Origin of the sequence: Brevundimonas sp. 374, from assembly GCF_900102995.1 — a bacterium.
GTDB classification, from domain to species: domain Bacteria; phylum Pseudomonadota; class Alphaproteobacteria; order Caulobacterales; family Caulobacteraceae; genus Brevundimonas; species Brevundimonas vesicularis_C.
Map to the genome: position 1 here is coordinate 315,705 of NZ_FNKT01000001.1, position 24,744 is coordinate 340,448.

Annotated in this window: 18 protein-coding genes, 1 tRNA gene and 1 pseudogene; 9 read left to right on the top strand and 11 right to left on the bottom strand. The window is 66.0% G+C overall.

The window, feature by feature from the left end; genetic code table 11:
• Position 1 precedes the first annotated feature (1 nt).
• Genes BLR19_RS01505 through BLR19_RS01515 form a run of 3 tightly spaced genes read right to left on the bottom strand, consistent with a single transcriptional unit; the run spans position 2 to position 3,872 of the window.
• On the bottom strand, positions 2–934 hold the full coding sequence (locus tag BLR19_RS01505) for a glycosyltransferase family 2 protein (RefSeq protein WP_091746385.1): 933 nt from the start codon (positions 932–934) through the stop codon (positions 2–4).
• Positions 931–2,391 (bottom strand): oligosaccharide flippase family protein, encoded by a 1,461-nt coding sequence (locus tag BLR19_RS01510; protein ID WP_369818808.1) that lies wholly within the window; start codon positions 2,389–2,391, stop codon positions 931–933. The genes BLR19_RS01505 and BLR19_RS01510 overlap by 4 nt, the downstream gene beginning before the upstream one ends.
• Entirely contained in the window at positions 2,388–3,872 is a 1,485-nt protein-coding gene (locus BLR19_RS01515; RefSeq protein WP_091746388.1) for an exopolysaccharide biosynthesis polyprenyl glycosylphosphotransferase, read from the bottom strand. Before BLR19_RS01515 ends, BLR19_RS01510 begins: the two co-directional genes overlap by 4 nt.
• 139 nt (positions 3,873–4,011) lie before the next feature.
• Between BLR19_RS01515 and BLR19_RS01520 the strand changes: the two genes are divergently transcribed.
• Positions 4,012–4,103 (top strand) — tRNA-Ser (locus BLR19_RS01520).
• 97 nt (positions 4,104–4,200) lie between these two features.
• Here the strand turns inward: BLR19_RS01520 and BLR19_RS01525 are convergent.
• Positions 4,201–4,926 (bottom strand): fatty acid desaturase, encoded by a 726-nt coding sequence (locus BLR19_RS01525; RefSeq protein WP_255366366.1) that lies wholly within the window; start codon positions 4,924–4,926, stop codon positions 4,201–4,203.
• An 80-nt stretch (positions 4,927–5,006) separates the two neighbouring features.
• Here BLR19_RS01525 and crtY point away from each other — a divergent pair, with 80 nt between their 5' ends.
• From crtY to BLR19_RS01540, 3 genes are read left to right on the top strand one after another with little or no spacing between them, the layout of a single operon-like run.
• Positions 5,007–6,173, top strand: coding sequence for a lycopene beta-cyclase CrtY (gene crtY / locus BLR19_RS01530; protein ID WP_091746394.1), 1,167 nt, complete (start codon positions 5,007–5,009; stop codon positions 6,171–6,173).
• On the top strand, positions 6,173–7,654 hold the full coding sequence (locus BLR19_RS01535; protein WP_091746396.1) for a phytoene desaturase: 1,482 nt from the start codon (positions 6,173–6,175) through the stop codon (positions 7,652–7,654). Before crtY ends, BLR19_RS01535 begins: the two co-directional genes overlap by 1 nt.
• Positions 7,651–8,583, top strand: coding sequence for a phytoene/squalene synthase family protein (locus BLR19_RS01540; RefSeq protein ID WP_091746398.1), 933 nt, complete (start codon positions 7,651–7,653; stop codon positions 8,581–8,583). Before BLR19_RS01535 ends, BLR19_RS01540 begins: the two co-directional genes overlap by 4 nt.
• A 3-nt stretch (positions 8,584–8,586) precedes the next feature.
• Here the strand turns inward: BLR19_RS01540 and BLR19_RS01545 are convergent, their stop codons facing one another.
• Genes BLR19_RS01545 through BLR19_RS01555 form a run of 3 tightly spaced genes read right to left on the bottom strand, consistent with a single transcriptional unit; the run spans position 8,587 to position 11,454 of the window.
• A complete protein-coding gene (locus tag BLR19_RS01545; RefSeq protein WP_091746401.1) occupies positions 8,587–9,654 on the bottom strand; it encodes an ABC transporter permease in 1,068 nt (355 codons plus the stop codon).
• Positions 9,651–10,568, bottom strand: a complete 918-nt coding sequence (locus BLR19_RS01550; RefSeq protein WP_176758250.1) for an ABC transporter ATP-binding protein — start codon at positions 10,566–10,568, stop codon at positions 9,651–9,653. The genes BLR19_RS01545 and BLR19_RS01550 overlap by 4 nt, the downstream gene beginning before the upstream one ends.
• Positions 10,558–11,454 (bottom strand): polyprenyl synthetase family protein, encoded by an 897-nt coding sequence (locus BLR19_RS01555; RefSeq protein WP_176758251.1) that lies wholly within the window; start codon positions 11,452–11,454, stop codon positions 10,558–10,560. The genes BLR19_RS01550 and BLR19_RS01555 overlap by 11 nt, the downstream gene beginning before the upstream one ends.
• Positions 11,455–11,563: 109 nt before the next feature.
• Between BLR19_RS01555 and fni the strand changes: the two are divergent.
• Positions 11,564–12,529, top strand: a pseudogene (gene fni / locus BLR19_RS01560) (type 2 isopentenyl-diphosphate Delta-isomerase); the annotation flags it as partial.
• Positions 12,530–12,573: 44 nt separating this feature from the next.
• Here the strand turns inward: fni and BLR19_RS01565 are convergent.
• Positions 12,574–13,059: a sterol desaturase family protein gene (locus tag BLR19_RS01565; RefSeq protein ID WP_091746411.1), complete on the bottom strand. Its 486-nt coding sequence runs from the start codon at positions 13,057–13,059 to the stop codon at positions 12,574–12,576.
• Here BLR19_RS01565 and BLR19_RS01570 point away from each other — a divergent pair.
• Entirely contained in the window at positions 13,058–13,882 is an 825-nt protein-coding gene (locus BLR19_RS01570; RefSeq protein WP_255366369.1) for a sterol desaturase family protein, read from the top strand. The genes BLR19_RS01565 and BLR19_RS01570 overlap by 2 nt on opposite strands.
• Before the next feature lie 19 nt (positions 13,883–13,901).
• On the opposite strand, the gene BLR19_RS01575 is transcribed toward BLR19_RS01570, so the two are convergent.
• Together BLR19_RS01575 and BLR19_RS01580 are read right to left on the bottom strand one after the other, a co-directional pair.
• Positions 13,902–15,233 (bottom strand): sigma-54-dependent transcriptional regulator, encoded by a 1,332-nt coding sequence (locus tag BLR19_RS01575; protein ID WP_091746418.1) that lies wholly within the window; start codon positions 15,231–15,233, stop codon positions 13,902–13,904.
• Positions 15,233–16,984, bottom strand: a complete 1,752-nt coding sequence (locus BLR19_RS01580; RefSeq protein ID WP_091746421.1) for an ATP-binding protein — start codon at positions 16,982–16,984, stop codon at positions 15,233–15,235. Before BLR19_RS01580 ends, BLR19_RS01575 begins: the two co-directional genes overlap by 1 nt.
• Before the next feature lie 320 nt (positions 16,985–17,304).
• On the opposite strand from BLR19_RS01580, the gene BLR19_RS01585 reads away from it, so the two are divergent.
• The 3 genes from BLR19_RS01585 to BLR19_RS01595 all read left to right on the top strand — a co-directional run bounded on the left by BLR19_RS01585 (position 17,305) and on the right by BLR19_RS01595 (position 23,159).
• Positions 17,305–18,657 (top strand): dicarboxylate/amino acid:cation symporter, encoded by a 1,353-nt coding sequence (locus BLR19_RS01585; RefSeq protein ID WP_091749030.1) that lies wholly within the window; start codon positions 17,305–17,307, stop codon positions 18,655–18,657.
• Between the two features lie 62 nt (positions 18,658–18,719).
• Positions 18,720–21,791 carry a TonB-dependent receptor domain-containing protein gene (locus BLR19_RS01590; RefSeq protein WP_091746424.1) on the top strand — a complete coding sequence of 1,024 codons (3,072 nt, stop codon included), beginning with the start codon at positions 18,720–18,722 and terminating at the stop codon, positions 21,789–21,791.
• Positions 21,792–21,806: 15 nt separating this feature from the next.
• On the top strand, positions 21,807–23,159 hold the full coding sequence (locus BLR19_RS01595) for a hypothetical protein (protein ID WP_091746430.1): 1,353 nt from the start codon (positions 21,807–21,809) through the stop codon (positions 23,157–23,159).
• Between the two features lie 92 nt (positions 23,160–23,251).
• Here BLR19_RS01595 and BLR19_RS01600 read toward each other — a convergent pair whose 3' ends face one another.
• Complete coding sequence (locus BLR19_RS01600; protein ID WP_055804843.1) at positions 23,252–24,604, bottom strand: MFS transporter; 1,353 nt, start codon at positions 24,602–24,604, stop codon at positions 23,252–23,254.
• Positions 24,605–24,744 lie beyond the last annotated feature (140 nt).

Genomic DNA, 24,744 nt, shown 5'->3' on the forward strand with positions numbered 1-24,744 from the left:
GTCAGACGGCGTCCGCATAGACGGCGGCGCGGTAGAGCCTGAGCGCGAAGGCGCGGGCCTTGACCGGCAGGGCCACCGTTAGGGCGGCCTGTTTCATCATGCGGCGCGCAAAGGGCAGGGCGGGCAGGCGTTTCAGCGCGCGCGCGGCCTTGTAGCTGGGATAGGTCTGGACGATGGCGGGGTGCAGGGCGACGACGCGGGCGAAGTTGCCGGCGCCCTGATCGAACTTGCGCGCCAGATCCTCGACCGTGTCCAGGCCCATATGGGTGGCGGGATTGTCGATATGGACGACAAGAAAGCGGCGAGAAACGCGCATGGCCCACTCCACGTCCTCCCAGCCCCAGCCGCTGAAACCGGGATCGAAGGATTCGGCGGCGAATACGTCGCGGCGCACCAGCAGATTGGAGGTGTAGACATATTTTTCGGACGTCAGGGCGCGCTGGGACGCGGACAGGCATTCCGAGGCGCCGGACAGGGCGCGGTGAACGGCGAACCGCGCGTCGGTCGGCGCTTGATCCAGCGAGAAGCCGCCGAAGGCTACGGCGGGCGCGTTGTCAGTGGCCAGTCGCAGCCAGTTTTGTAGGAAGGCCGCCTTATCTGGCCGCATGTCGCTGTCGAGGAACAGATAGGCCTCGCCACGGGCGGCGGTGGTCAGGCGGTTACGTCCCCTGGCGCGGCCCTCGTTGGCGGCCAGGGTGATCAGGCGCACGGGCAGGTCGAGGGCGTCGAGGGTCGCCTGAAGCCGGGCCGTCAGATCGGCGTCGCCGGTGCCGTCGTCCAGCAGGATCAGCTCGACCGCGCCGGACAGGGCGGGGGCCTCGCTGTCCAGTCGGCGCAGCAGTTCTTGCGGATCGTCGCGCAGGAAGGGGATCAGGACCGAGATCGTCGGCGTCGCCTGAGCCCAGGCGGCGTTGTCGTGAATATGGGCGCTCATGCCGGCACGCTCCGGCGCGCGCGGATCAGGCGCAGCAGCACGTCACGCACCCCGGCGGCGTTCAGCGTCAGGGCCACGATGGCATAGACGAAGCCGCCCACGCTCGCGTCCATCATCAGCTCCAAGAAACCGCCGATGGGCGGCAGGAACCAGACGACCCCGGCCATGACGGCGGAGGCGATCCCGCAACGGATCAGCGCCTCCCACGGCATCGGCAGGGCGATGGCGCGGCGGCTGAGCAGGATGCAGGCGATCAAGCCGATGCCGAAGCTGGCGGCGGTCGAAACGGCCGCGCCGGTTACGCCCATGCGGGGGATCAAGACCAGGTTCAGGGCCACGTTGCAAAGCGCCGGGATCGCCATCGTCACCAGCAGCAGGCCGGTCTTCTTTCCGAGCGTGAAGCCGAAGCCGAAGTAATAGGCGATCATGCCTGACAGGAAGGACGAGGCCGCGATCCACGGCGTCACCAGCGCAGCGGCGGCGCGCAGATCCTGGCCGATCATCAACTCCGCCAGCGGTCGCGCGACCAGCGACAGGCCCACGGCGGCAGGCAGGCCGATCAGGATCAGGATCGAACCCTGTTCGATGGCGGTCTGACGCAGCGCCTCGCGTCCGCCGCGCTCCAGCGCCATGACCATGGCCGGCGCCCCGGCCGCCCCCAGCCAGATGAAGATGACGTCCAGCGTCCGGTTCGCCAGGCTGTAGCTGGCGTGATAGGCGCCGACCGCCGCAGCATCCATGAAGGCTGCCAGCAGAAACCGGTCCGTCGAGGCCAGCACCAAGGCCAAGGTCAGCGACGCCGCAATGGGATAGCCATAGAGGGCATAGGCCTTCAGCCGCGTGCGATCCACGGTTCCGCCACCGGCCTGACGCAACTCGCCTGGCAGGATGAAGGGCAGGGCGAACAGGGGCGCGATGGCCAGGCCCAGCAGGGGCGAGGCCGCGCCGGCGCCGGCCAGCGCGAACCCGGCCCCGACCAGGAATCCCAATACGGCGACCCCGATGTCCACGGCGGCGGATTTCGACACCTCGCCCGCTGCGCGATACCGCTCTTGCGCCAGCTTGGCGAGGTTGCGCACGGGCGCGCCGGCCAGACCGAAGGCGACGGCGATCTTGAACGCCGGCGTCAGCGGCGCCAGCCAGACGATCAGCGCCGCGATCGGGGTGAAGACGGCGATGATGGTGAAGGACGTGCGATACAGGCTTGCGAAATGGGTCGCCATTCCCTCGGGCGTGCGCTCGGCCGCCCAGAAGCGCGCCATCGACGCCTCAAGCCAGGTGAAGGTCACGGTGTGGGCCAGGGTCGTCACCGAAAACGCCAGGGCGTAATGGCCGAAGTCGTCGGCGCTGAGCAGGCGCGTAAAGACGAAGATCGTCAGAAAACCGACGACCCCCTGGACGATCTGGGCCGGCAGATAGCCCCAGACGCCGCGCCAGAACATCCGCTTCTCGCTCAACGCACGGCCGCCCGGTCGCCCAGAAGGACGGGAATGGTGACGGCGATGACCCACAGGTCCAGCCAAAAGGACTGGCGCTCGATATACTCGATGTCCAGTTGGACGCGTTCGCGCACCTGGGCCTCGGTGTCCACCGGTCCGCGCGAGCCCTTGATGGCGGCCCAGCCGGTCATGCCGGGCTTGATCCGGTGGCGATGGGCGTATTCTGCGACCAGCAGGGCGGACTCGGTCTCGCCGGTCTTCATGCCGATGGCGTGCGGGCGGGGGCCGACCAAGGACATCTCGCCCGACAGGACGTTGAAGATCTGGGGCAGTTCGTCCAGGCTGGTGGCGCGGATAAAGCGGCCGACACGGGTCACGCGGTCGTCGTCGGCGCAGACCTGGCGGCTTGCGGTCGCATCGGCGGCGGCGTGGCGCATGGAGCGGAACTTCCACACGACAATGATCTCGTGATTGAAGCCATGACGGCGCTGGCGGAAGAAGACGGGGCCGGGACTATCCAGCCGCACGGCCAGAGCCACCAGGGCCATGATGGGCGCAGCGACGACCAGGGCTGCGGCGCCAATCACCAGGTCCTGCATCCGCTTGTTGAAGGCGCGGCGGTCCGGGTTGGCAGGACCATCCAGAGGCGCGAGCGGCGCATTGGCCAGCCTGTTCAGCAGTCCATCGCGACCCAGTTCTGAATCAACCAGGACCGTCAGCGGATTGGGCAGGGCGTTCAAGGTCTGCGTCAGGTCGCGCACGCGCTGGCCGGCCTCGGGATCTATAGCCAGCACGATCCGGTCGACATAGGGCGTCAGCCGGTGGGTCAACAGAGCCTTGGCAGTCCCCAGCACCGGCACGCCGGCCAAGCTGTCCGGCGATCTGGCCAAGCGGTCGTCGAACACGCCCAGCACATTCATGTCGCGCCGCTCCAGCGCCTGTTCGATCAGACGTCGCGCGTTTCGGGTCGCGCCGACGATGACGATGTTCGGCGAGAGCACGCCCAGTCGACGCCACCGCGCAATGACGACCAGCCACAGGCCGTGCAACAGCGCCAAGGCGGCCGTCGTCGTCAGCGCCCAGGGCGCGATGACGTCCAGCGCTGGCCGGTCCATCAGCCAACCCAGCACCAGCGCGACTCCTGCCGAGACGACGCCCACGCCTACCACGCCTGCCATGTGCAGAGGCCAAGGCGTGTCGCGCCCGAATCGATAAAGCTGAAGCGCGCGCATCAGCACGAGGACCAAAGCGGCGCCGACGACCACGGGCGCGGCGTCGCCGACCGTGATCGAGGCCAAGCCCGTCGGCTGGATCGCCAGGACCGCGCTGAACGCCAGCCCGCAAACCATCACCACGTCGATCAGCCGGAAATAGTGCGCCGACAACCGCACGGACGATCGCTCGCGCGCATTCAGCCAGATCTCCGGGCGGAACGGCCCGCGCGACGGCCGGCTCTTCAGCGGCGTGTCGGCGGCGAGACTGGCGGGACGGTCGAGCAACAGGCGGTCCAGAAGCGATCCGGGGGGGCGAATGATGGCCGCGATACTGCCGCTTCGGCCTCTATGTCGCGTTAACGTAGACGCTTTCTCTCGAACCGGATTGCGCGACGCATCAGCCTCCGCTATCGACGCCCTCGCAGGAGACGTGGCCGAGTGGCTGAAGGCAACGGTTTGCTAAATCGTCGTACCCCGTAAGGGGTACCGAGGGTTCGAATCCCTCCGTCTCCGCCATTCCTCTCACAATATGGGCTGATCAGCAGCCGCCACGGGTCGGCGGGGCAGAGGCTTCGTGCATCATGTCGCCGTTGAAAACGACCACCGGGGACGCCTAGCTGAACAAACTCCACCAGGGCTTCCAGGGGGTCAGATGGTGTTCGTGGTGGCGGCCGAAGTGGAAGCAGGTCAGCAACGACAGGACCGGGCCGAAGGGACTGGTGCGGGCGTTGTGGTGGTCGGGGAAGGCGTCGTCGGTATGCCTGTGAGGCAGCCAGGTGCCGAATGTGAAGAGCTGTAGCGCCGAGAGCAGGGCGGGCGCGGCCCAAAAGACCAGAAGATTGGGCATGCGGGCGCCGAGGATCAGCACGGCGACAGCCACGAGCAGCGTCAGGACGGCCAACTCGCGCCAGCCGAAATAGGTGCGGAAAAAACCGTAGAACCAGGGCAGGAAGGCGCGGGGGGCGTCGGCGTGAAAGTCGGGATCGTCCGCCGTACCGGGCGCGGCGTGATGGGCGTGATGTGCGGTCTTCAACGGCGCGAACCGAAAACCTGCGTAGAGGGTCAGCGCCAGGCTGCCGATCGCCGTGTTCAGCCTTGGGCGTCCCGGGGCCAGCGAGCCGTGCATGGCGTCGTGGGCGACGATGAACAGACCGACGGATAACCAGGTCTGGATGGCGACGATCAGCGGAACGGTAAGGATGCTCCACATCGTCCAGCGATGAAAATAGACGCCGTAGATATGCAGGCTCAGCCAGGTCGCCGCGATCAGGCCAGCCAGCGTCAGACCGATCAGGGCCTGGTTCGGGACGACCCGTGACATTGGCGTGACAGCGGACATGGCGCGACACTTAGCGCATCGCGGCCCGGTAAGCATCCTGTTCGCTTGCCGCATGCGTCGTCGCGTGCCACCTGTCTGGAATGCAGGTCGACGCCTCTGACACTTCCGCGCCGGACCTTTTGCTGGTCGGCGGCGGCCTGGCCAATGGCCTGCTGGCGCTGCGGCTGTCGCGCGTCCGTCCTGATCTGGACGTGCGAATCGTCGAGGCGGCGCAGACCCTGGGCGGGGTCCACACCTGGTCCTTCTTCGACAGCGACCTGACGCAGGCGCAGCGCGACTGGATCGCGCCCTTGGTGGTGCATCGCTGGCCGGGATACGGCGTCCGTTTTCCCCAGTTCGAACGCGCGCTGTCGACCCCCTATTGCAGCGTTACGGCCGAACGGTTCGCGGCGGTGGTCGAGGCGGCTTTGCCCGGAAAGGTCATGCTGGGTGCGCCGGTCGCCTCGGTGTCGCCGACCGAAGCGGTGCTGGCTAATGGACGGCGTCTGAGCGCCAAGGCGGTGATCGATGGGCGCGGGCCGACCGCGACGCCGGATCTGGCGCTGGGTTTCCAGAAGTTCGTCGGGCTAGAGGTGCGGCTGGCGGCGCCGCACGGTCTGACCACGCCCATCGTCATGGACGCCTGCGTCGATCAGGCCGGTGGCTATCGGTTTCTCTACACCCTGCCGTTCGATAATCGCACGCTGCTGATCGAGGATACGCGCTACACCGACGGCAATGCGCTGGATCGCGCGGCGTTCCGGCAGGGCGTGCTGGATTACGCCCACGCGCAGGGCTGGGAGATCGAGACGATCTTGCGGGAAGAGGACGGCGTCCTGCCCGTGGCGCTTGATGGGGACATCGGCGCGCATTTGTCGCGAATGGGGCCGACAGCGCTCAGCGGTCTGCGCGCCGGGCTGTTTCACCCGACCACCGGCTATTCGCTGCCTGACGCGGTGCGCCTGGCCGACCGGCTGGTGCGGGATTTCGAGCTGGCGACGGTCGCCGAAGACATCCGCCGCCATGCGCATGACGTATGGGCCGGACGAGGCTTCTATCGGTTGCTGAACCGGATGCTATTCCGTGCGGCCCGGCCCGATGAACGATACAAGGTGCTGGAGCGGTTCTATCGTCTGCCCCAGCCTTTGGTCGAACGCTTCTACGCCGCTGGATCCACACTCGCCGACAAGGCGCGGATCCTGAGCGGAAAACCCCCGGTGCCGATCGGCGCCGCACTGACCTGTATGGTCGAAAGAGGACGTGCGTGATGCGGGCTGCTGTAATCGGATCGGGCTTCGGAGGCTTGTCGCTGGCCATACGGCTGCAGTCGGCGGGCATTCAGACCACGGTGTTCGAGGCGCGCGATCTGGAGGGCGGCCGGGCTTACGTCTTCAAGGACAAGGGCTATACCTTCGACGCCGGTCCCACCGTCATCACCGACCCGTCAGCGCTGGAGGAACTGTTTGAGGCCAGCGGGCGTAAGCTGTCGGACTATGTCGAACTGCTGCCGGTCGCGCCCTTCTATCGGCTGTGCTGGGAAGACGGCGACGTCTTCGACTACGTCAACGATCAGGACGAGCTGGACCGCCAGATCGTGGCGCGCAATCCGGCTGATAAGGAAGGTTATCGCAAGTTCCTGGCCTATTCGCAGGACCTGTTGAAGGAAGGCTATCTGAAGCTGGGCGCCGTGCCGTTCCTGGACTTCGCCAGCATGGTCAAGGCGGCGCCGGAGCTGATGAGGCTTCAGGCCTGGCGGTCGGTCTATGACAAGGTCGCCAGCTATATTCAGGATGAGCACCTGCGTCAGGCGTTCAGCTTCCACTCCCTGCTGGTCGGCGGCAATCCGTTCGCGACCTCGTCGATCTATGCGCTGATCCATGCGCTGGAGCGGCGCTGGGGCGTGTGGTTCCCGCGCGGCGGCACTGGCGCCCTGATCCAGGCAATGGTGCGTCTGCTCAAGGATCTTGGCGGGGAAGTTAGACTGAACAGTCCTGTCGAGCGCATCACAATGGCGAACGGTCGCGCGACCGGCGTGGTGGTGAACGGCGAGACGCTGGCCTTCGACATGGTCGCCTCCAACGCCGACGTGGTTCACACCTATCAGCGCCTGTTGGGTCAGGAACCGCGCGGTCAGAAGGAGGGCGCCAAGCTGGCGTCGCGGCGTCACTCCATGTCGCTGTTCGTCATCTATTTCGGCCTGAAACGCGTCCACCCGGAGGTGCGCCACCACACGGTGCTGTTCGGGCCGCGCTATCGCGAGCTGATCGCCGAAATCTTCAAGGGGCCGGACCTCCCCGATGACTTCTCGCTGTATCTGCACGCGCCGACGCGGACCGATCCGTCCTTGGCGCCCGAAGGCTGCGACGCCTTCTATGTCCTGGCGCCCGTGCCGCATCTCGCCTCGGCGGATATCGACTGGGCGGTCGAGGGGCTGCGCTATCGCGACCGGATCCTGGCCTATCTGGAAGAACGCTACATCCCCGGTTTGACGGCGGACCTGGATACCTGCCGGATCTTCACGCCGGTCGACTTCCGCGACCAACTGAACGCCCACCAGGGTTCAGCCTTCTCGCTGGAGCCGATCCTGACCCAGAGCGCCTGGTTCCGGGTGCATAACCGCGACGACCAGATCCCGAACCTGTATTTCGTGGGCGCCGGGACCCACCCCGGCGCGGGCGTGCCCGGCGTGGTCGGGTCGGCCAAGGCCACCGCCGCCCTGATGATCGAGGACGCGAGGCAGCCGGCATGACCGACGCCGTCCTGGATCACAGCCGCCAGTCGATGGAGCAGGGGTCCAAGAGCTTCGCCGCCGCTGCGCGCCTGTTTCCGGCGGCGATCAGGGACGACGCCTGGATGCTGTATGCCTGGTGCCGGCACTGCGACGACGAGATCGACGGCCAGGTGCTGGGCCACGGCGCAGTCGGCATCGATCCGGTGCTGGCTGGTGAGAAGCTAGACGAATTGCGTCTTCGCACCGCCGCCGCCCTGGCCGGAGAGCCGCAGACGGACCCGGTCTTCACCGCCTTCCAGCGCGTCGCCATGCGTCATGGCATTCCAGCCGAAGAGGCGATGGACCTGTTGCAGGGGTTCGAGATGGACGTGGTCGGCCGGCGTTACGATACGCTGGAGGACACGCTGGACTACGCCTATCACGTCGCCGGCGTCGTCGGGGTGATGATGGCGCGGATCATGGGCGTGGACGATGCGCCGACCCTGCGACGCGCTCAGGACCTGGGGCTGGCGTTCCAGCTGACGAACATCGCTCGCGACGTGGTCGAGGACGCGAAGGGCGGGCGGGTCTATCTGCCCGGCGCCTGGCTGGACGAGGCGGGCGTGCCGCGCGATCAGGTCGATCAACCCCAGCACCGCGCCGCTGTGGCCCGAACCGCGCAGCGTCTGGTGGCGGCGGCCGAGCCCTTTTACGCCTCGGCGCGGTGGGGTTTGCGCGATCTGAACCCGCGTTCGGCCTGGGCCATCGCCACGGCGCGCGGCGTCTATCGTTCGATCGGCCGCCATGTGTCGCGCGCCGGCGTGAGCGCCTGGGACGGACGGACGTCGGTCGACAAGGCGGGCAAGCTGATGCTGTTGGGGCGGGGTGGTCTGATCGCCCTGTGGTGCAAGACGCTGGATGCCTGGCGCGAGCCGCCGCCGCGCCCGGCGTTGTGGACGCACGTCTGACGATCAGCGAGCCGCGCGCCGCTGCTCCAACATCAGGGCGATCGCAAGGCCGCTTGCGCCCAGACTGGCCATGACCGCCCAGGCAGCGATGACGGTCGAGGTGAACTCGCCCCGCCAGATCACGGCCTGATAGGCCTCGATGGCCCAGGCGTGGGGCGTGATCCAGCCGAGATCGCGGAAGGCTTCGGGCATCAGAAAGCGCGGCGCCATCGATCCGCCCAGAGCGGCCAGAAGCAGCACGACGAAGGTCGTCAGCGGCTGGGCCTGCTCACGCGATCGACACGCCGACGTAAGAGCCAGGGCCAGGCCGGCGGCGCAGAAACCGACCGACAAGGCGGTGACCACAGCCGCCGCCATCTGCCAGGGCTCCAGGGCGGGCAGTTTGATCCAGGCCGCGACAAAGACCGCCGCCGACTGCATCACGCCGACCGCCGTCAGCCAGGCAGCCCGCCCGACGAGGATGGGCCCCAGGCCGCCGCGCGCCAGCGCCAGGCGTGATTGGAGGCCGGATCGCCGCTCGTCCAACCCGCCCATGGCCCCGTGCATGGCGGCGAAGAAAACGAACATGACGCTGACCGCGCCCGCATAATAGGTCGCCTGCACATCACCCTGGGGCCCGATCTGCAGGGTCTGAACGCGCGGCGCGGGTCGTGCGACCTGCCCCGACAGGGCGGCGGCCATCGGTTCCAGCCGCGCTTGAAGCGCCGACGCCGCCACGTCCCGGCCGGCGGCGGAAACGATCACCAGTTTTGGCGGTCCCTGCGTCGAGGGACGAATCAGTATGCCGGCGTCAGCGCGACCGTCGATGACGGCGCGGTCGAAAGCCTCGAGATCTTCGACGATGCGAAGACGATCGCCCATGTCCTTCGACACCGCCTCGCGGATCGCTGCCGTCGCGGGCGTGCGCGACGCGTCGTGCAGCACGACGGTGGTGTCGATGTCGCCGCGCGCGCCCGCGCCGAAGATCGCTGCGAACAGCAGATAGACCAGGGGTGGCAACAGCAGGGTCAGAATCACGCCGGCGCGGTCGCGCCAAAACCCTTTCGCCCAGGCGCCCGCCACCGCCATCATGACGGCGTCTGCGACAGCTGTGCGACCAGGTCGTCCAAGCCGGGGCGTCGCACGGCGACCTCGCCATCCTCGCCATCGACCACGGCGGCAAGCATCTGGGCGATGGCCAACGCGTCATCGCAGAGCCGCCGCCACTCCAGCCCGTCCTCGGACGCGGTCAGCCCCGCCTGGGCGAACCATTGGGCGGCGGGGTCCGACGCGGCTCGGGTCAGGCGAATGCTGAGCAGCCGAGCTGAGCCAAAGGCGCGATGAAGCAGAGCGTTCGGCGCGCCTTCGGCCAGCAGACGCCCCTGCGCCAGGACGCCGATCCGGTCGGCCGCATCGGCGACGAAGATGGCGTCATGGCTGATCAGCAGACAGCCGGCGCCCGCCTTTGCGGTTTCGCGCAGGGCCGTGGACAGGACGCTGCGGGTTGTCGCATCCACCCCTTCCGTCGGCTCGTCGGCGATCAGCAGACGCGGTTGTCCGACCAAGGCGGCGCTGAGGTTGGCGCGCCGCTTCCAGCCGCCGGACAATGTGCGCACCGGCTGGTCCGCGCGCGGGCCGCAGCCGGTCAGGTCGAGCGCGCGGTTCACGGCGGCGCCGCGATCACGCTTGGGCACGCCGCATAGCCGCGCCGTCACATCGACGTTCTCGCGCGGCGACAGGGCCGGAAACAGGGCGCTGTCCTGCGGCGCTAGCCCGATGCGTCCGCGTGGCCCGCCGCTTTCGCCCAGGACGACACGCCCGCGCCGCGCGGGCAGCAGACCCGAAGCGACACGCGCCACCGTGGACTTGCCCGCACCATTCGCCCCGAGCAGGGCGTAGACCTCGCCCGCAGCGATGCTGAGGCTGAAGTCGCTCAGCACGGATCGGCCGTCGTAGCCCGCATCGATCCCGCTCAGCGACAAGGCCGGCGCGACGTCAGACCCCAAGTTCGGCCTGCTGGAATAGGTCCAGAACGTAGAGGGCCAGGGGGCTGTCATGGCCGACCGCCTCGACCGCCTTGGCCAAGGATTGCCGCACCGCCGCGCGAGTCCGGCATTCGCCCCACAGATCGACGAAGGTGGTGGTGTCGTCGTCTTGGCCCACATCCTTGCCGACCGCATCGACGGTCGAACAGACATCCAGCAGATCGTCGCAAAGCTGGAAGGCGAAGCCGATCGCCTCCCCAAAGACCGACAGCCGCGCCAGATCCTGCGCGTCGCCGCCGCCGAGCAGACCGCCGCCGCGCACGGTGGCGACGAACAGGGCGCCGGTTTTCAGATCGTTGATCTGGCGCAGGGCGGTTTCGTCGCGATCCTTCGCGTCGTCGCGCAAGTCGCGCATCTGACCTTCGGACAGACCCTCGAAGCCGATCGCCTGCGTCAAAAGGTCCAGGGCCGCCAGACGCGCTTCCGCCGGCGCCGGGGTCCGCAGCACCAGACGCGTCGCCTGGTTCAACAGAGCCACGGCCGCCAGAACCGCCGCATCCTCGCCGTGGCGCCGGTGCAGGGTCGGCTGGCCCCGACGAAGCGATGCGTCGTCCATGCACGGCAGATCGTCCAGAACCAGCGACGCGGCATGGACCATTTCCAACGCGCAGGCGTAGTCCAGGGCGTCTTCAGGCTCTCCCCCGACATGCGCCGCCGCCAGCATGGCCAGCACCGGCCGGACGCGTTTTCCCTGTCCCAGCAAGGCCTCGCGGGCCGCTGTGGACAGCAGGCCATCGTGCGCCGGGGCGACGTCGGCCAGACGCGCCTGAACCTGCAGGCGCAGATCGTCGGGGTCGCAGGATGCGCCCGCCAGAGGCGGTTGGCGCCGGATGCCGACGATGGCCATACAGATCTCCCATTGTCGTCGACGTCGCGTTGCGACCACGCGCCGAACCCTTATGATGCCATACGGCATCACGACCGCGTCGGATGCAACCCGCCAGGAGCCGTTTGCGATGTCCACCGACGCCGATGCCTTGATCCGGCGCAAGGACGAACACATCGACCACGTGCGGGCCGGACGAGGCGTCAGCCAGACGACATCGGGTCTGGACGCCGTCCGTTTCGTTCATGACGCCCTGCCGGATCTGGATCACGACGCCATCGATCTGGCGACACGCTTTCTGGGGCGACGGGTCGCCTTGCCGTTCCTGATCAGTTCGATGACCGGCGGGCCGTCGCGGGCCGAGGCGATCAATGCGCGGCTGGCTGAGGCGGCCCAGTCCCTGGGCGTGGTTCTGGCGGTCGGCTCGCAGCGTGTGGCGCTGGAGACGAACGGCGGTCTGGGTCTGGGGCTGGACCTGCGACGCCGGGCTCCGGATGCGATGATCCTGGCCAACCTGGGCGCCGTGCAGTTCGCCTTGGGTTATGGCGTCGACGAGGCGCGGCGGGCCATGGAGATGATCGGCGCCGACGCCCTGATCCTGCATCTCAATCCGTTGCAAGAAGGCGTTCAGCCCGAGGGCGATCGCGACTGGCGCGGCGTGGCGCGAGGCATCGAGAAGGTTGCGGAGGCTTTCCCGGGGCGTCTGATCGTCAAGGAGACGGGCGCCGGCCTGTCAGGCGCGGTGGCGCGTCGCCTGGCGGACATGGGCGTCGCTGCGTTGGATGTGGCCGGAGCAGGCGGCACCAACTGGGGCCTGATCGAGGGCGCACGAGCGACGGGCGGGCGGGCGGAAGCGCTGGCCGCGCCCTTCGCCGGCTGGGGCGTACCGACGGCGCGGAGCCTGGCAGACTGCGCCCACGCCGCGCCGGACCTGGATCTGATCGGGTCAGGCGGCATCCGTGACGGGCTGGATGCGGCGCGCGCGATCCGGCTGGGCGCCTGTCTGGTCGGCCAAGCGGCGGGCGTGCTCGAGGCGGCGCTGACGTCGACCGAGGCCGTGGTGGATCATCTGGATCTGATGGCGGCCCAACTGCGGCTGACCTGCTTCTGCACCGGATCGGCGGACCTTGCCGCCCTGGCTCAGGCGCCGTTGCTGGAAGCGCCGCGTTTCTGAGACAGTTCGGCCTTCAGCGCGCGCGCCGAACGCACCCACAGGAAGCCGAACGATACGCAGCCCTCGCGTGTCCGCACCGCGTGATGCAGCCGGTGGGCCTGAATGCGTCGCGTCCAGAACCCCGAGCGGCCCGCGATCCCCGTCGGGAAACGGCGATGCACCAGCCCGTCGTGAAAGAAGAAATAAACCAGTCCATAGGCCGTAACGCCCATGCCGATCGGCAGCATCCAAGGCCAGACGTGCAACCCGAGAGCCACAAAGATGATGGCCGGGGCGGCGAAAACCACCGCGAACAGGTCGTTCTTCTCCAGCACGTCGTCGTGCGGCTCATGATGGCTGCGGTGCCAGGTCCACAGCAGGCCATGCATGACATAGCGATGCATCGCCCAGGCGAAGACCTCCATCCCCAGGAAGGTGGCGAGGAACAGCAGGATCATCGTCGGCCAGGACATGACCCATCATAGGCGCTTTACGGACCGCGCGTCACGACTTGACCCGGCGCGACGTTTCGCCGTCTGTGCGCCCATGTTGAAGGACCTGTTCGTCACCACCCTCGCGCTCAGCCTGATCATTGGCGTGCGCTATCTGTTGGTTGGCATTGTGACGCATGGCTTGCTGTGGGGCGGAGCGGGACGGGGGCGTCAGCTGAACCACAGGCCGCCGGCGGCGAAACGAATCCGCGCCGAAGTCATCGCGTCCCTGATCGCCTGCCCGATCTACGCCTTGCCGGCTGCATTCGTCATCGAGCTCTGGAAGCGCGGCGGGACGGCGATTTACGACGATCTTCATGACTGGCCGCTGTGGTGGCTGCCCGTCAGCTTCATTGTCTACATGCTGGCCCACGACGCCTTCTACTATTGGGTTCACCGCGGGCTGCACCATCCGCGCATTTTCCCCTGGGCCCACGCCGAGCATCATCGGTCGCGCGACCCCAGCGCCTTCGCCTCCTTCGCCTTCGATCCGGCCGAAGCGATTGCCACCGCTTGGTTCCTGCCGGCCCTGACCCTGTTCATACCGATCCATTGGGGCGTAGCGCTGGCGCTGTTGACCCTGATGACCGCAACCGCCGTGTTGAACCACGCCGGACGCGAAGTCTGGCCCGCGTCCTGGCTGAAACGCGCCCCGCTACGCTGGATGATCACCGCCACCCACCACGACGCGCACCACAAACGCTTCAACGGCAACTACGGTCTGTATTTCCAGATGTGGGACCGATGGGCAGGCAGCGAGATTTCTTCCGCTCGGCGGAGAAAGGCTGAGACGCCACCGCTTTAAACCAGAATGGTCGGGCGTCTCAGCGGAAATCGGCGGGCTTCAGGCCATGCCGCTGCAGCTTGTCGTACAGCGTCTTTCTCGGAACCTGCATTTCGGCGAGCACTGCGGATATGTCTCCACGATGGGACTGTAGCGCGTCGCGCAGCAGTTCGCCTTCGAATCGGTTGACGCGGTCGGGAAGACTGAGGCTGTCATCGGACGCGCGAGTGTTATCATCGAGTGACAAGGCGACGCGTTCGGCGAAATGCGCCAGTTCGCGGATATTGCCGGGCCAATCGGCCTCGACCAACAGGCGTCTTACGCTGTCGCTCATAGAGGGAATGTCGACGCCGTGGCGGTCCGCCGCGCGACGCAGGAAGTGGGCGAACAGCAGGGGAATATCTTCTCGCCGTTCGCGCAGAGGCGGTACGCGGAGCCGCACCACGTTCAGACGGTAATAGAGGTCTTCGCGAAAAGCGCCCGCGCGCGCGGCTTCGCCCAAATCGATCTTTGACGACGCCAGGACACGCAAATCTAAGGCGCGGGGCTCGTTGGCCCCGATGGGATGGACTTCGCGTTCCTCTAGGACGCGCAGAATTTTGACCTGAACTGCCAGAGGCATGCTCTCGACCTCGTCCAGAAACAATGAGCCGTTGTGTGCGCGTTCGACGTGCCCGACCCGGCGGCGCAAGGCTCCGGCGAAGGCGCCGAGTTCGTGTCCGAACAGTTCGCTTTCGATCAGCCCGTCAGGCAGGGCGCCGCAGTTGACGGCGACGAACGGCGCCAATCGTCGCCGGCCGCCGTTGTGCAGGGCGCGCGCAACGGCCTCCTTTCCTGTTCCGGTTTCGCCTTCGATCAGCACATCCATTCGGGCGTCGGCGATCTGAGCGATGGTGGCGCGGAGGGCGGTGATGGCGCGAGACGATCCGGCCAGGGGCAACTCCTGTCCACTGTCCGAAGCCATCGCCAGCAAGCGACGGTTTTCCAGGACCAGACCGCGTTTTTCCAGAGCGCGATTCAAGCTGTCTTGAAGGCGCTCAAACGGAAAGGGCTTGGCGACGAAGTCGTAGGCGCCGTCCTTCATCGCTGCGACGGCGTCGGTGATGTCGCCATGGCCAGTGATCATAATGATCGGCAGGGTGGCGTCCAACGCTTGCAGGCGGCTGAGCAACTGGCGGCCATCAAGGCCAGGCATCCGCAGGTCGGTGATCACGACGCCCGGAAAATCGGCATCGATCGTTCTCAGCGCGGGTTCCGCCCCTGGAAAAGCGCGAACGTCACAACCTTCTAGGGTCAGACGCTCGACCAAGGCATGGCGGAAATCGGCGTCGTCCTCGATCAGGGCGACGGCAGTGGGGCGGGCAAATTCCATCACGCGATCCTCAAGGTGGCGACAAAGGTCGCTCCGATGTCCTCTTCGACCAAGTCGAGCTCGCCACCGAACCCGGCGATCAGATCTCGACAGATGACCAGACCCAGGCCGAGCCCATTTGCGCGTGTGGTGACAAAGGGCGTGAACAGTTGGGCGCGCACAGCGGGCGGGACGCCTGGACCATTGTCGGAAATGCTCAATCGAACACGGTCCTTATCGCGCGAGACCTTCAGCGTTAGTCGTGGCCGATCGCAGCCCTCCAGCGCTTCTGAGGCGTTCTTGACCAGATTGACGATCACCTGTTCCAAGCGAAAACGGTCGGCGCGCACGGTGACGTCTGCGTCGCCCTCACGGATCAATTCGACGCCGCCCTCGTCCAATCGGCCGCGCGTCAGCAGCAAGGCGCCGTGGATGGCGTCCTCAAGACGGACGATGCCGAGTTTGGGATCTGACTTTCTGGAAAAGACCCTGAGGCCTTCGGTGATGGCCCCGATGCGTTGGGTCAGGTCACTGATCCGCGCCAATGCTCCACGCGCCTTGGCGGGGTCGTCGCGGTCAAGCAGAACGCCGGCGGTCTCTGCCTGGGTCTGGATTGCGGCGACGGGTTGATTGATCTCGTGCGCCACGCTGGCGACGATCTGCCCCAGCGCGGCGAGTTTGCTGGCTTGAACCAACTCGTCACGCAGCAGTTCGCGTGCGGTTTCGGCTTGGCGGCGTTCCTCGATCTGGCGATTGAGGGCGGCGTTGGCATTACGAAGCTCGTGGGTGCGTTCGTCGATCAGCCTCTCCAGTTCCAGCCGCGCTTCTTCCTCGGCACGGGCGCGGACAAGGGCCTGATGGCGACGACGCAGGAGCACGACGATGACGCCTGCCAGCAGGGTGACGATCAGGGCCGCAAGCGCCCGCGCGGTTGCGACGGCCGTCCCAATGGATCCGCGATCGGGCGACAGCAGGTGCAGAGTCCAGCCGGGCGTCTCCGTTGGGATCGCCGCATGCATCCAGCGCTGCTCGCGGCCATCGACTGGAGCCTGGATCAGACGCGGTCGATCATTGGGAGGCGTTGCGAAGGGGAGGGGGCGCAACGCCTCGGGTTCAAGCGTCTGATCGGTCAATGTCAGCCGCCGCCGACGTTCGTCCAGCGCTTCTGTGGTGCGGAAACGCCATGCCGGCACGCTGGTGATCAACACGACGCCGCCGGGATCGACAACATAGGCCGGCTCGCCTGACGCGCGCCATTCGGCCTCGAGAGCGGCGAACTCGACCTTAACCACGACGACGCCCACGGCGGAGCCGCTCGACCCGTCAACACGCCGCGCCAGATAGAGTCCGGGTCGGCCTGACACGGTGCCCAAGGCGAAGAATTCCGCCTGGCCCTGGCGCATGGCGTTGATGAAATAAGGGCGAAACCCATAGTCGGCGCCGACGAAACTGGTCGGCAGGCGCCAGTTGCTGGCGGCGCGGGTCCGGCCGTTGGCGTCGATGATATAGATGGCGGCGGCCCGTGTCTGACGCGCCAAAGTCTCCAGTTTAAGGCTGACAGGATCGCCCTTGGCAGTCTGCGCGGCGCTCAGCAGGGCGGCGATGTCGGGATCGCTCGCCAACGCCAGCGGCAGGGAGCGGTGCTTCTCCAGTTCGCTGCGTAGCACCGCCGCGTGCAAGGCGGCGGCCGCCTCTGTCTGTCGAGCCAGCTCGATCTTGGCATTACGCCGAGCGACCTCGCCCGCGCCGAGAGCCGCCAAGGCTGCGATCATGAACCAGCACGCTGTCGCTACCAGCCAACGGGAGCGCCAAGGTTTTCGAGCCGAGTCTGTGACCGGTGAATGCTGCACGTTCGCAGTGTGCGAATAATCGCACGACAGGGCCAGCCTTTTGGGTGAAAAACCGCACAGATATCTCAACCGATCCTCACGACTATCCGGAAAGTGCCTAATTTTCAGAGAGATGGAAAGGTTGGATCAATCGCTTTCGCAATGAGGATTCTCGTTGGAAGCTCTATCCAACGGAGCGTGGCGAAGATCGCGCCCATCGAGGAGACTGCGGGATCACCCCCGCACACCAGGAGCCCTTCGTGATCTCAGTCCCGTCAGAGACCGCGCCGGTCGTTCGCCGGCCGTTCTATCGCCACCTGTATTTCCAGGTGCTGATCGCCATCGCGCTCGGCGCCCTGATCGGTCACTTCTGGCCGACATTCGGCGAAAGCCTAAAGCCGCTGGGCGACGGATTCATCAAACTGGTGAAGATGGTGATCGCGCCGGTGATTTTCCTGACCATCGTGACCGGCATCGCCGGCATGCGTGATCTTGGCAGCGTCGGTCGCGTCGCCGCCAAGGCTTTCGCCTACTTCCTGGTCTTCTCGACTCTGGCTCTGATCGTGGGCCTGATCATCGCCAATCTAGTGCGTCCGGGCCATGGCTTGAACATCGACCCGGCGACGTTGAACGCCGGCGCCGTCGAGCAGTATGCGGCGGCCGCGCACGAGAGCACGATCGTCGGCTTCCTGATGGGCGTCATTCCCGACACGCTGGTCAGCGCCTTCTCGACCGGCAACATCCTGCAGGTTCTGTTCGTGTCGATCCTGTTTGGCCTCGCCCTGGCGTTGGTGGGAGATCGGGCCCAGCCGGTGGTCGATCTGTTCGAGACCCTCAGCCTTGCCGTGTTCAAGCTGGTCGCCATCGTGATGAAGGCCGCGCCCATCGGCGCCTTCGGAGCCTTCGCCTTTACGATCGGCGCCTACGGCATCGCATCGATCGCCAATCTGGCCGCCTTGATCGTGACCTTCTACGTCACTGCGATCATCTTCGTCGTGGGCGTGTTGGGGCTGGTGGGCGTCGCCAACGGCTTCAATATTCTCAAGCTGATCCGTTACCTTAAGGAAGAGCTTCTGCTGGTGCTGGGCACTTCCAGTTCAGAAGCGGCCCTGCCCAGCCTGATCTCCAAGATGGAACGCGCGGGCGCCGCCAAGTCGGTCGTCGGCCTGGTCGTGCCGACCGGCTATTCGTTCAATCTGGACGGCACCAATATCTATATGACGATGGCGGCTCTGTTCATTGCTCAGGCGCTGAACATCGAACTCACAATCTGGCAGCAGATCACGCTTCTGCTGGTCGCCATGCTCAGCTCAAAAGGCGCGGCGGGCATCACGGGCGCGGGCTTCATCACCTTGGCGGCGACCCTGTCGGTCGTGCCGGATGTGCCAGTCGCAGGCATGGCGCTGATCCTGGGCATCGACCGCTTCATGAGCGAATGCCGGGCCCTGACCAACTTCATCGGCAACGCCGTGGCCACCATCGTCGTGGCCCGCTGGGAAAACGCGCTGGATCGCGACGCTCTCGCGGCTGCGCTGGACGGACATCCCTTGCCGGTGGCGGCGCTGCCCGACCCTGCGGCGGGGCCTGGAGACGATCTGGTTCTCGCCAAGGACTGACGGCGAGAACGACTTTTGAATGACGGGACCGCCGACATAACGACGGCCCGGGAGGAGGAAACATGAAGATGCAATCCAAGTTCGCACTAATGGCGGGCGCGGCCTCGGCTGTCCTGCTGATCTCGGCGGGAGCGGCTTTGGCTCAGGACGCCACGCCTCAATCCACGCCAGCGCAGGAGGGTGAGGCGGCGCAGGTCGAGGACATCGTCGTCGTCGGCTCTCAAATCCGCGGCGCCTCCACCACGGCGGCTCTGCCGGTGACCGTCGTCACACAGGAAGAAATCATCGCGACCGGCGCCGTCAGCGGTGATGATCTGCTGCGGTCCATTCCCCAGATGGGCGATGTGCTGTTCTCCAGCGCCAACAATCCTCAAACCTCGAACGCAGCGCGAGGCGACGTCAACTCGGTCAATCTGCGCTCGCTCGGGGTGGGCAACACCCTGGTGCTTTTGAACGGACGTCGGATCGTTCAGCACCCCACCAGCCAAGGGACGTCTGACACCGGCACGGTGCCGGTGCTCAGCTATAACTCCAACGCCATTCCGGTCTCGGGGTTGGAGCGGTTGGAGGTTCTGCTGGACGGCGCCGCCGCCATCTATGGCGCGGACGCCGTCGCGGGCGTCGTGAACACTGTGCTTCAGCAGGATTTCGATGGCTTGGAGATGAAGGCCCAGTACGGCGGCGCGGAGGGCACGCATCGCCGAGAGTTCACCTTCGGAATGTTCGCCGGCAAGGATTTCGAGCGGGGCAATGTGTCGGGCTTCCTCGACTACACCAACCGCACCGCCCAGCAGGCCAGCGACGAGCCCTATACCGCCTCGGACGACCGCCGCAGCCTGTTCGCCAACGTGGCGGGATATGAGAATTCGACCGACACCGACGGGCGCTCTTCCTATACAGCCTGGGCCAACTTCCAGACGCCATTCCAGGTCCGTCGAGGCACGACGGCCCTAACGACAGGCGCCGGGGCCTTCCACAATCAGCCTTCCAGCTTCGGCTGCACCGCGCCGGTCGGCGGCGACGTCTGCTTGGCCAGCGGCAACATCAGCTACAGCGGCGCTGGCCGCGAGTTGCGCTACGACGGGGCGCGGGGCACCACCCAATCGCCGGATATCGAACGGTTGAACCTGTTCGTGTCGGGTCACTACGATCTCGACAACGGCGTCACGGCCTTTGGCGAACTCGGCTATTACACGGCGTCGACCCAGAATATTCAGCCGCCCACCATCCTGCTGAACCCGCTCTGGATTCCAGCCAGCAACTACTGGAATCCGTTCGGTCCCGTCACCTTTGCCGACGGCACGCGCAATCCCAATCGTCTCGCTGGCCTGACAAACGTCCCCACAGCCGGGACGGCCGTTAAGCTGGTTCGGTATCGCTTCAACGATCTGGGCGCCCAGGTAGTGGATGTCGACAACTGGCAGTCCCGATTCCTGGGCGGCCTGCGGGGCGAATGGCGCGGCTTCGATTGGGAAAGCGCGCTGCTGTATTCGGAAGCCGAAGCCACCGACAGCTCGAACGCCGTCAATCTGACCGCGCTTCAGGCCAATCTCGCCTTGTCGACGCCCGACGCCTACAATCCCTTCAGCGGCGGCTGTGTGAACGACACCAGCTTCGGCGACTGCACGCCCAGTTCTCAGGCCGCGATCGACGCTATCACCACCGATCTGACGCGGGTGTCCAAGACGACGCTGGCGCTGTGGGACTTCAAGGTCAGCCGTCCCGATGTCTTCACCTTGCCGGGCGGACCTGTCGGCATGGCTTTAGGCGTCGAGGCGCGCCGTGAGACCCAGCGTGACGACCGCGACGCCGATCTGGACGGCACCAACGTCTTCCGCGACAGCGTGTCGGGCGAGGTCAGCCAATCCAACATCGCTGCGGTCAGTTCAAACCCCGATACCTACGGCAAGCGCGAGGTCTATTCGGCCTATGTCGAGTTTGCGGTGCCTGTCGTTTCGCCGGAGATGAACATCCCGCTTGTTCGCAGTCTCGATTTCCAACTGGCCGGCCGATACGAGCACTATTCCGACTTCGGCGATGTGGCCAAGCCCAAGATCGCCATGGCCTGGGACCTGGTCGAGGGCGTCCGCGTCCGAGGCTCATATTCCGAGGGGTTCCGCGCCCCGAACCTGGAACAGACCAACGCGGCGCAGTATGGGCGGCTGTCGACTAATAACGATTATATCCGCTGCGAGGCCGATCTGCGCCTGGGTCGGATCACCAACTTTAACCAATGTTCGCAACCCGCCAGCGCCTCGCTGCTAGTGTCGGGCAATCCCGAGCTTCAGCCCGAGGAAAGCACCAACCGGTCCATAGGCCTGGTTTTGCAGCCCTGGTTCATTCCCGAGCAGTTCGGCCGCTTCACCTTCACACTCGACCGCTGGAAGATCGAGCAGGAGAAGATCGTCGGTCTGCTGGGCGCGCAGTCGAACGTCGTGCTGGACTACCTGAACATCCTGAACGGCACGCGGAACGACAACGTCAACCGGGCTGCGGTGACGGCCGACGACGTCGCCTTCTTCCAGGGCAGCGGAATCACTCCTGTCGGACAGATCGTCTCGGTCGAAGACCAGTTCATAAACCTGCTGCCACAGACGGTGGAGGGGCTCGACATCGGTCTTCAATGGCGGCTGCGCGGTACGCCGTGGGGCAACTTCCGCGCCAGCGTGAATGCGGCGCATCTGACGAAGTTCGACCGTTCTCCCGGCCCCTTGGTCGAGTCGCTGTTCGCAGCGCGTGAAGCCGGCCAGATCAATGCGAACACGCCGCTGCCAATCTCTCAGACCCTGTTGGCTCGCAACGGCCGGCCGGAATGGCGTGTGACGGGCTCGTTCACCTGGTCGCAAGGGCCATGGCAGGTGGGCGCATTCACCCAATACAACAGCGCCGTCACCGAAACCGGCTTCCTCAGCGCCCAAGGCGATCCCTGGCAGGTCGATAGCCAGATCACCGGCAATCTGTATGGTCAGTATGAGTTCGGCGACAACGTCGGCTTTGCGTCCGGCACAACGGTTCGCCTGGGGGCTCGCAACATCACTGACGAGCAGCCGCCGTTGACTTCGTCGGGCTATCTGGGCGCGCTCTACAATCCCTACGGCCGCTACTGGTACGCCAACATCTCCAAGACGTTCTAAGAAAGGAGAGGCGCGATGGCCGACCGTATCGTTCGATCTCTGGGAGCGCTGGTCGCCGCCTGGGCCGGCATCGCGCCGATGACGCAGGCGCAGGAAACGCAGACGGCCGTCGCGGCGGCTATCGATCCTGCGCCCGCGCCAGCCGATTGCCCGGACGTCGTGCCGGAGCAGACGCGGTGCTGGTCGGGCAGGGCGGTTAAAGGCGGCTATTATTGGATCGCCGTGCCTCAGGACTGGAATGGCGCCCTGATCGTTCACGCGCATGGCGGACCCCGCACCAGCGCACCAGAACCAAACGATCCGCTGGAGGACATGGAGCGGTTCTCCATGACGGTGAAGGAAGGCTTCGCCTGGGCGGGCTCGACCTATCGCCGTGCCGGCTATGGCGTACGGATGGCGGCGGAAGATACGGACGATCTGCGCCAGATTTTCTGGAACGCCTTCGGCAAGCCACGTCGAACTCTGGTGCATGGCCAGTCCTGGGGCGGAAATGTCGCGGCCAAGACGGCTGAGCTCTACGCGCGCGATGCCGAGGGACAGGTGGTTTGGGACGGTGCGGTCCTAACCAACGGCGTAATCGGCGGCGGGACCCGCACCTACCGCTTCCGCGCCGATCTGAGAGCGGTGTATCAGTTCTACTGCAATAACCATCCGCTTCCGAACGAGCCCCAGTATCCGCTGTGGCAGGGGCTGCCGCTAGACAGCGATCTGAGCCGGGCGCAGTTGGCCGAGCGGGTCAAAACCTGCACGGGCGTGGGCCTGCCGCTTGCTGAGAGGTCGGCTGAGCAGAAGCGCAATCTGGCGGATATCCTGGCCGTGACGGGCGTGAACGAGGAACAGTTGGTTCCGCATCTGGCTTGGGCGACCTTCCTGTTCCGCGACATGGTTTTGCGCCGTCTTGACGGGCTGAACCCCTTCGACAACAGCCATACGGTCTATCAGGGTTCGCACGACGACGAGGCGTTGAACGCTGGCGTTCAGCGGTTCGCGGCTGATCCGATGGGTGTGGCGCGCTTGGCCTACGACGCGGATCTCAGCGGTCTGATCGTGGCGCCGACGCTGACAATTCACGCCAAGAATGATGCTACGGCCTTTGTCTCCAACGACGCGCTTTACAGGGAAACTGTCGCCGCGGCGGGACGATCGGACCTATTGGTCCAGACGTTCACAGACGAGTCCGAACATAGCCGCCTGTCGCCGCCAGAGTATGTCGGTCTTTTCCAGGCGATGATGCGGTGGCTGGACGAGGGCGTGAAGCCGACGCCCGCTGACGTTGCCACGCTGTGTGAGGTGGCGGCTCCACGCTACGAGGACGGCTGTCATTTCGACACCACCTTCAAGCCGTCGACGGACAGCCGCGCCAACTAAAGCTGCCGCTGCACTTCACAACGATCTGCCCCAAACGCAACACGGCCCGCAGGCGACTGCGGGCCGTGTCTGTTTGTGTGTGATCTGAAAGATCAGGCCGTCTTGGCGCGGTCCTTGTCGGAGGAGCTGCGGGCCAATTCGCGGTTCAGCCACAAGGCCACGAGGGTGCAGATGGCGCCCGACAGCAGATAGGCGCCGGCGGCGATCAGGCCGAACTGGCTGGAGATCCACAGGGCCGCGAGGGGCGCAAAGCCCGCGCCGAACAGCCAGGCCAGGTCCGAGGTCAGGGCCGAGGAGGTGTAGCGGTTCGTCAGGCTGAAGCTGGACGCCACGGGGCCAGAGGCTTGCCCGAACGACAGGCCCAGCAGGATGAAGCCGGAGATCATGAAGGTCAGCTCGCCGACCGGGCCGCCGTTCAGCAGTTGCGGCGCAAAGCCGGAGAAGGCGGCGATGCCGGCAGCCGTGATCGCCAGCAAGGTGCGGCGGCCGTAGCGGTCGGCCAGAATGCCCGATGCGAGGATGGCCAGCAGGCCGAAAACGGCGCCCACCATCTCGATCAGCAGGAAGCGGACCGGCGTTTCCTTGGTGAACAGGAACACCCACGACAGCGGGAAGACGGTGACCATGTGGAACATGGCGAAGCTGGCCAGCGGAGCGAAGGCGCCGATGGCGATCTTGGGGCCTTCGTCGCGCAGTGCCTGACTGATCGGCGTGGGCTGAAGCTCGCGCGTCTCGAACAGCTTCTGGAAGGCCGGCGTCACTACGATGCGCAGGCGCGCGAAAAGGGCCACGACGTTGATGGCGAAGGCGACGAAGAACGGATAGCGCCAGCCCCAATCCAGGAAGTCGGGGGCCGACAGCGTGTTCAGGAAGAAGGCGAACAGGGCCGAGGCCACCAGCAGGCCGATGGGGGCGCCGAGTTGCGGAATCATGGCGTACCAACCGCGCTTCTTCTCGGGCGCGTTCAGCGCGAGCAGCGAGGCCAGACCGTCCCAGGTGCCGCCCAGGGCGACGCCCTGGCCGATACGGGTCAGGGCGAGCAAGACCGGCGCCCACATGCCGATGCTTTCGTATCCGGGGATGAAGGCGACCGACACGGTCGAGGTGCCCAGCAGCAGCAGGGCGGTCGTCAGCTTGGCGCCGCGTCCGAACTTGCGGTCGATGGCGATGAACAGGACGGTCCCCAGCGGCCGAGCCAGGAAAGCCAGGGCGAAGACGGCGAAGGAGAGCAGGGTGCCGCCTACCGCGCCCGCATAGGGGAAGATCAACTGCGGGAAAACGACCACCGAAGCGATGGCGTAAACAAAGAAGTCGAAAAATTCGGAAGTTCGGCCGATAATGACGCCGATGGCGATCTCGCCGGCGTCAACCTTGCCATGGCCCGTGTGAAGGGCGGCGGCGTCGCGTTCCAGCGACTCTGACGAAGGGGTCGTCGAGGCGGACATGGGCTTGGTCGCTCCGTGTGAGACTGAATTATCGGCCGTACGGCAGGTCGCCGCATTATGACCGGGCGCCCTTTGCGATGAAAGCGGCCTCGTGAGGATAGGACATATTGCCCAATGTCGTTCCTGATTGAAGCTGAGTA

Bases quoted from the DNA above. Each gene is read 5' to 3' on its own strand.
- BLR19_RS01565 (WP_091746411.1), bottom strand. From the start codon at position 13,059: ATGTCCTGGCCGACGATGATCCTGCTGTTCCTCGCCACCTTCCTGGGG.
- BLR19_RS01580 (WP_091746421.1), bottom strand. From the start codon at position 16,984: ATGATCGCAGCCTTGGCGGCTCTCGGCGCGGGCGAGGTCGCTCGGCGT.
- BLR19_RS01535 (WP_091746396.1), top strand. From the start codon at position 6,173: ATGCGGGCTGCTGTAATCGGATCGGGCTTCGGAGGCTTGTCGCTGGCC.
- BLR19_RS01570 (WP_255366369.1), top strand. From the start codon at position 13,058: ATGACCCATCATAGGCGCTTTACGGACCGCGCGTCACGACTTGACCCG.
- BLR19_RS01545 (WP_091746401.1), bottom strand. From the start codon at position 9,654: ATGATGGCGGTGGCGGGCGCCTGGGCGAAAGGGTTTTGGCGCGACCGC.
- BLR19_RS01600 (WP_055804843.1), bottom strand. From the start codon at position 24,604: ATGTCCGCCTCGACGACCCCTTCGTCAGAGTCGCTGGAACGCGACGCC.
- BLR19_RS01540 (WP_091746398.1), top strand. From the start codon at position 7,651: ATGACCGACGCCGTCCTGGATCACAGCCGCCAGTCGATGGAGCAGGGG.
- BLR19_RS01590 (WP_091746424.1), top strand. From the start codon at position 18,720: ATGAAGATGCAATCCAAGTTCGCACTAATGGCGGGCGCGGCCTCGGCT.
- BLR19_RS01505 (WP_091746385.1), bottom strand. From the start codon at position 934: ATGAGCGCCCATATTCACGACAACGCCGCCTGGGCTCAGGCGACGCCG.
- BLR19_RS01595 (WP_091746430.1), top strand. From the start codon at position 21,807: ATGGCCGACCGTATCGTTCGATCTCTGGGAGCGCTGGTCGCCGCCTGG.
- BLR19_RS01525 (WP_255366366.1), bottom strand. From the start codon at position 4,926: ATGTCCGCTGTCACGCCAATGTCACGGGTCGTCCCGAACCAGGCCCTG.
- crtY (WP_091746394.1), top strand. From the start codon at position 5,007: ATGCAGGTCGACGCCTCTGACACTTCCGCGCCGGACCTTTTGCTGGTC.
- BLR19_RS01575 (WP_091746418.1), bottom strand. From the start codon at position 15,233: ATGGAATTTGCCCGCCCCACTGCCGTCGCCCTGATCGAGGACGACGCC.
- BLR19_RS01555 (WP_176758251.1), bottom strand. From the start codon at position 11,454: ATGGCCATCGTCGGCATCCGGCGCCAACCGCCTCTGGCGGGCGCATCC.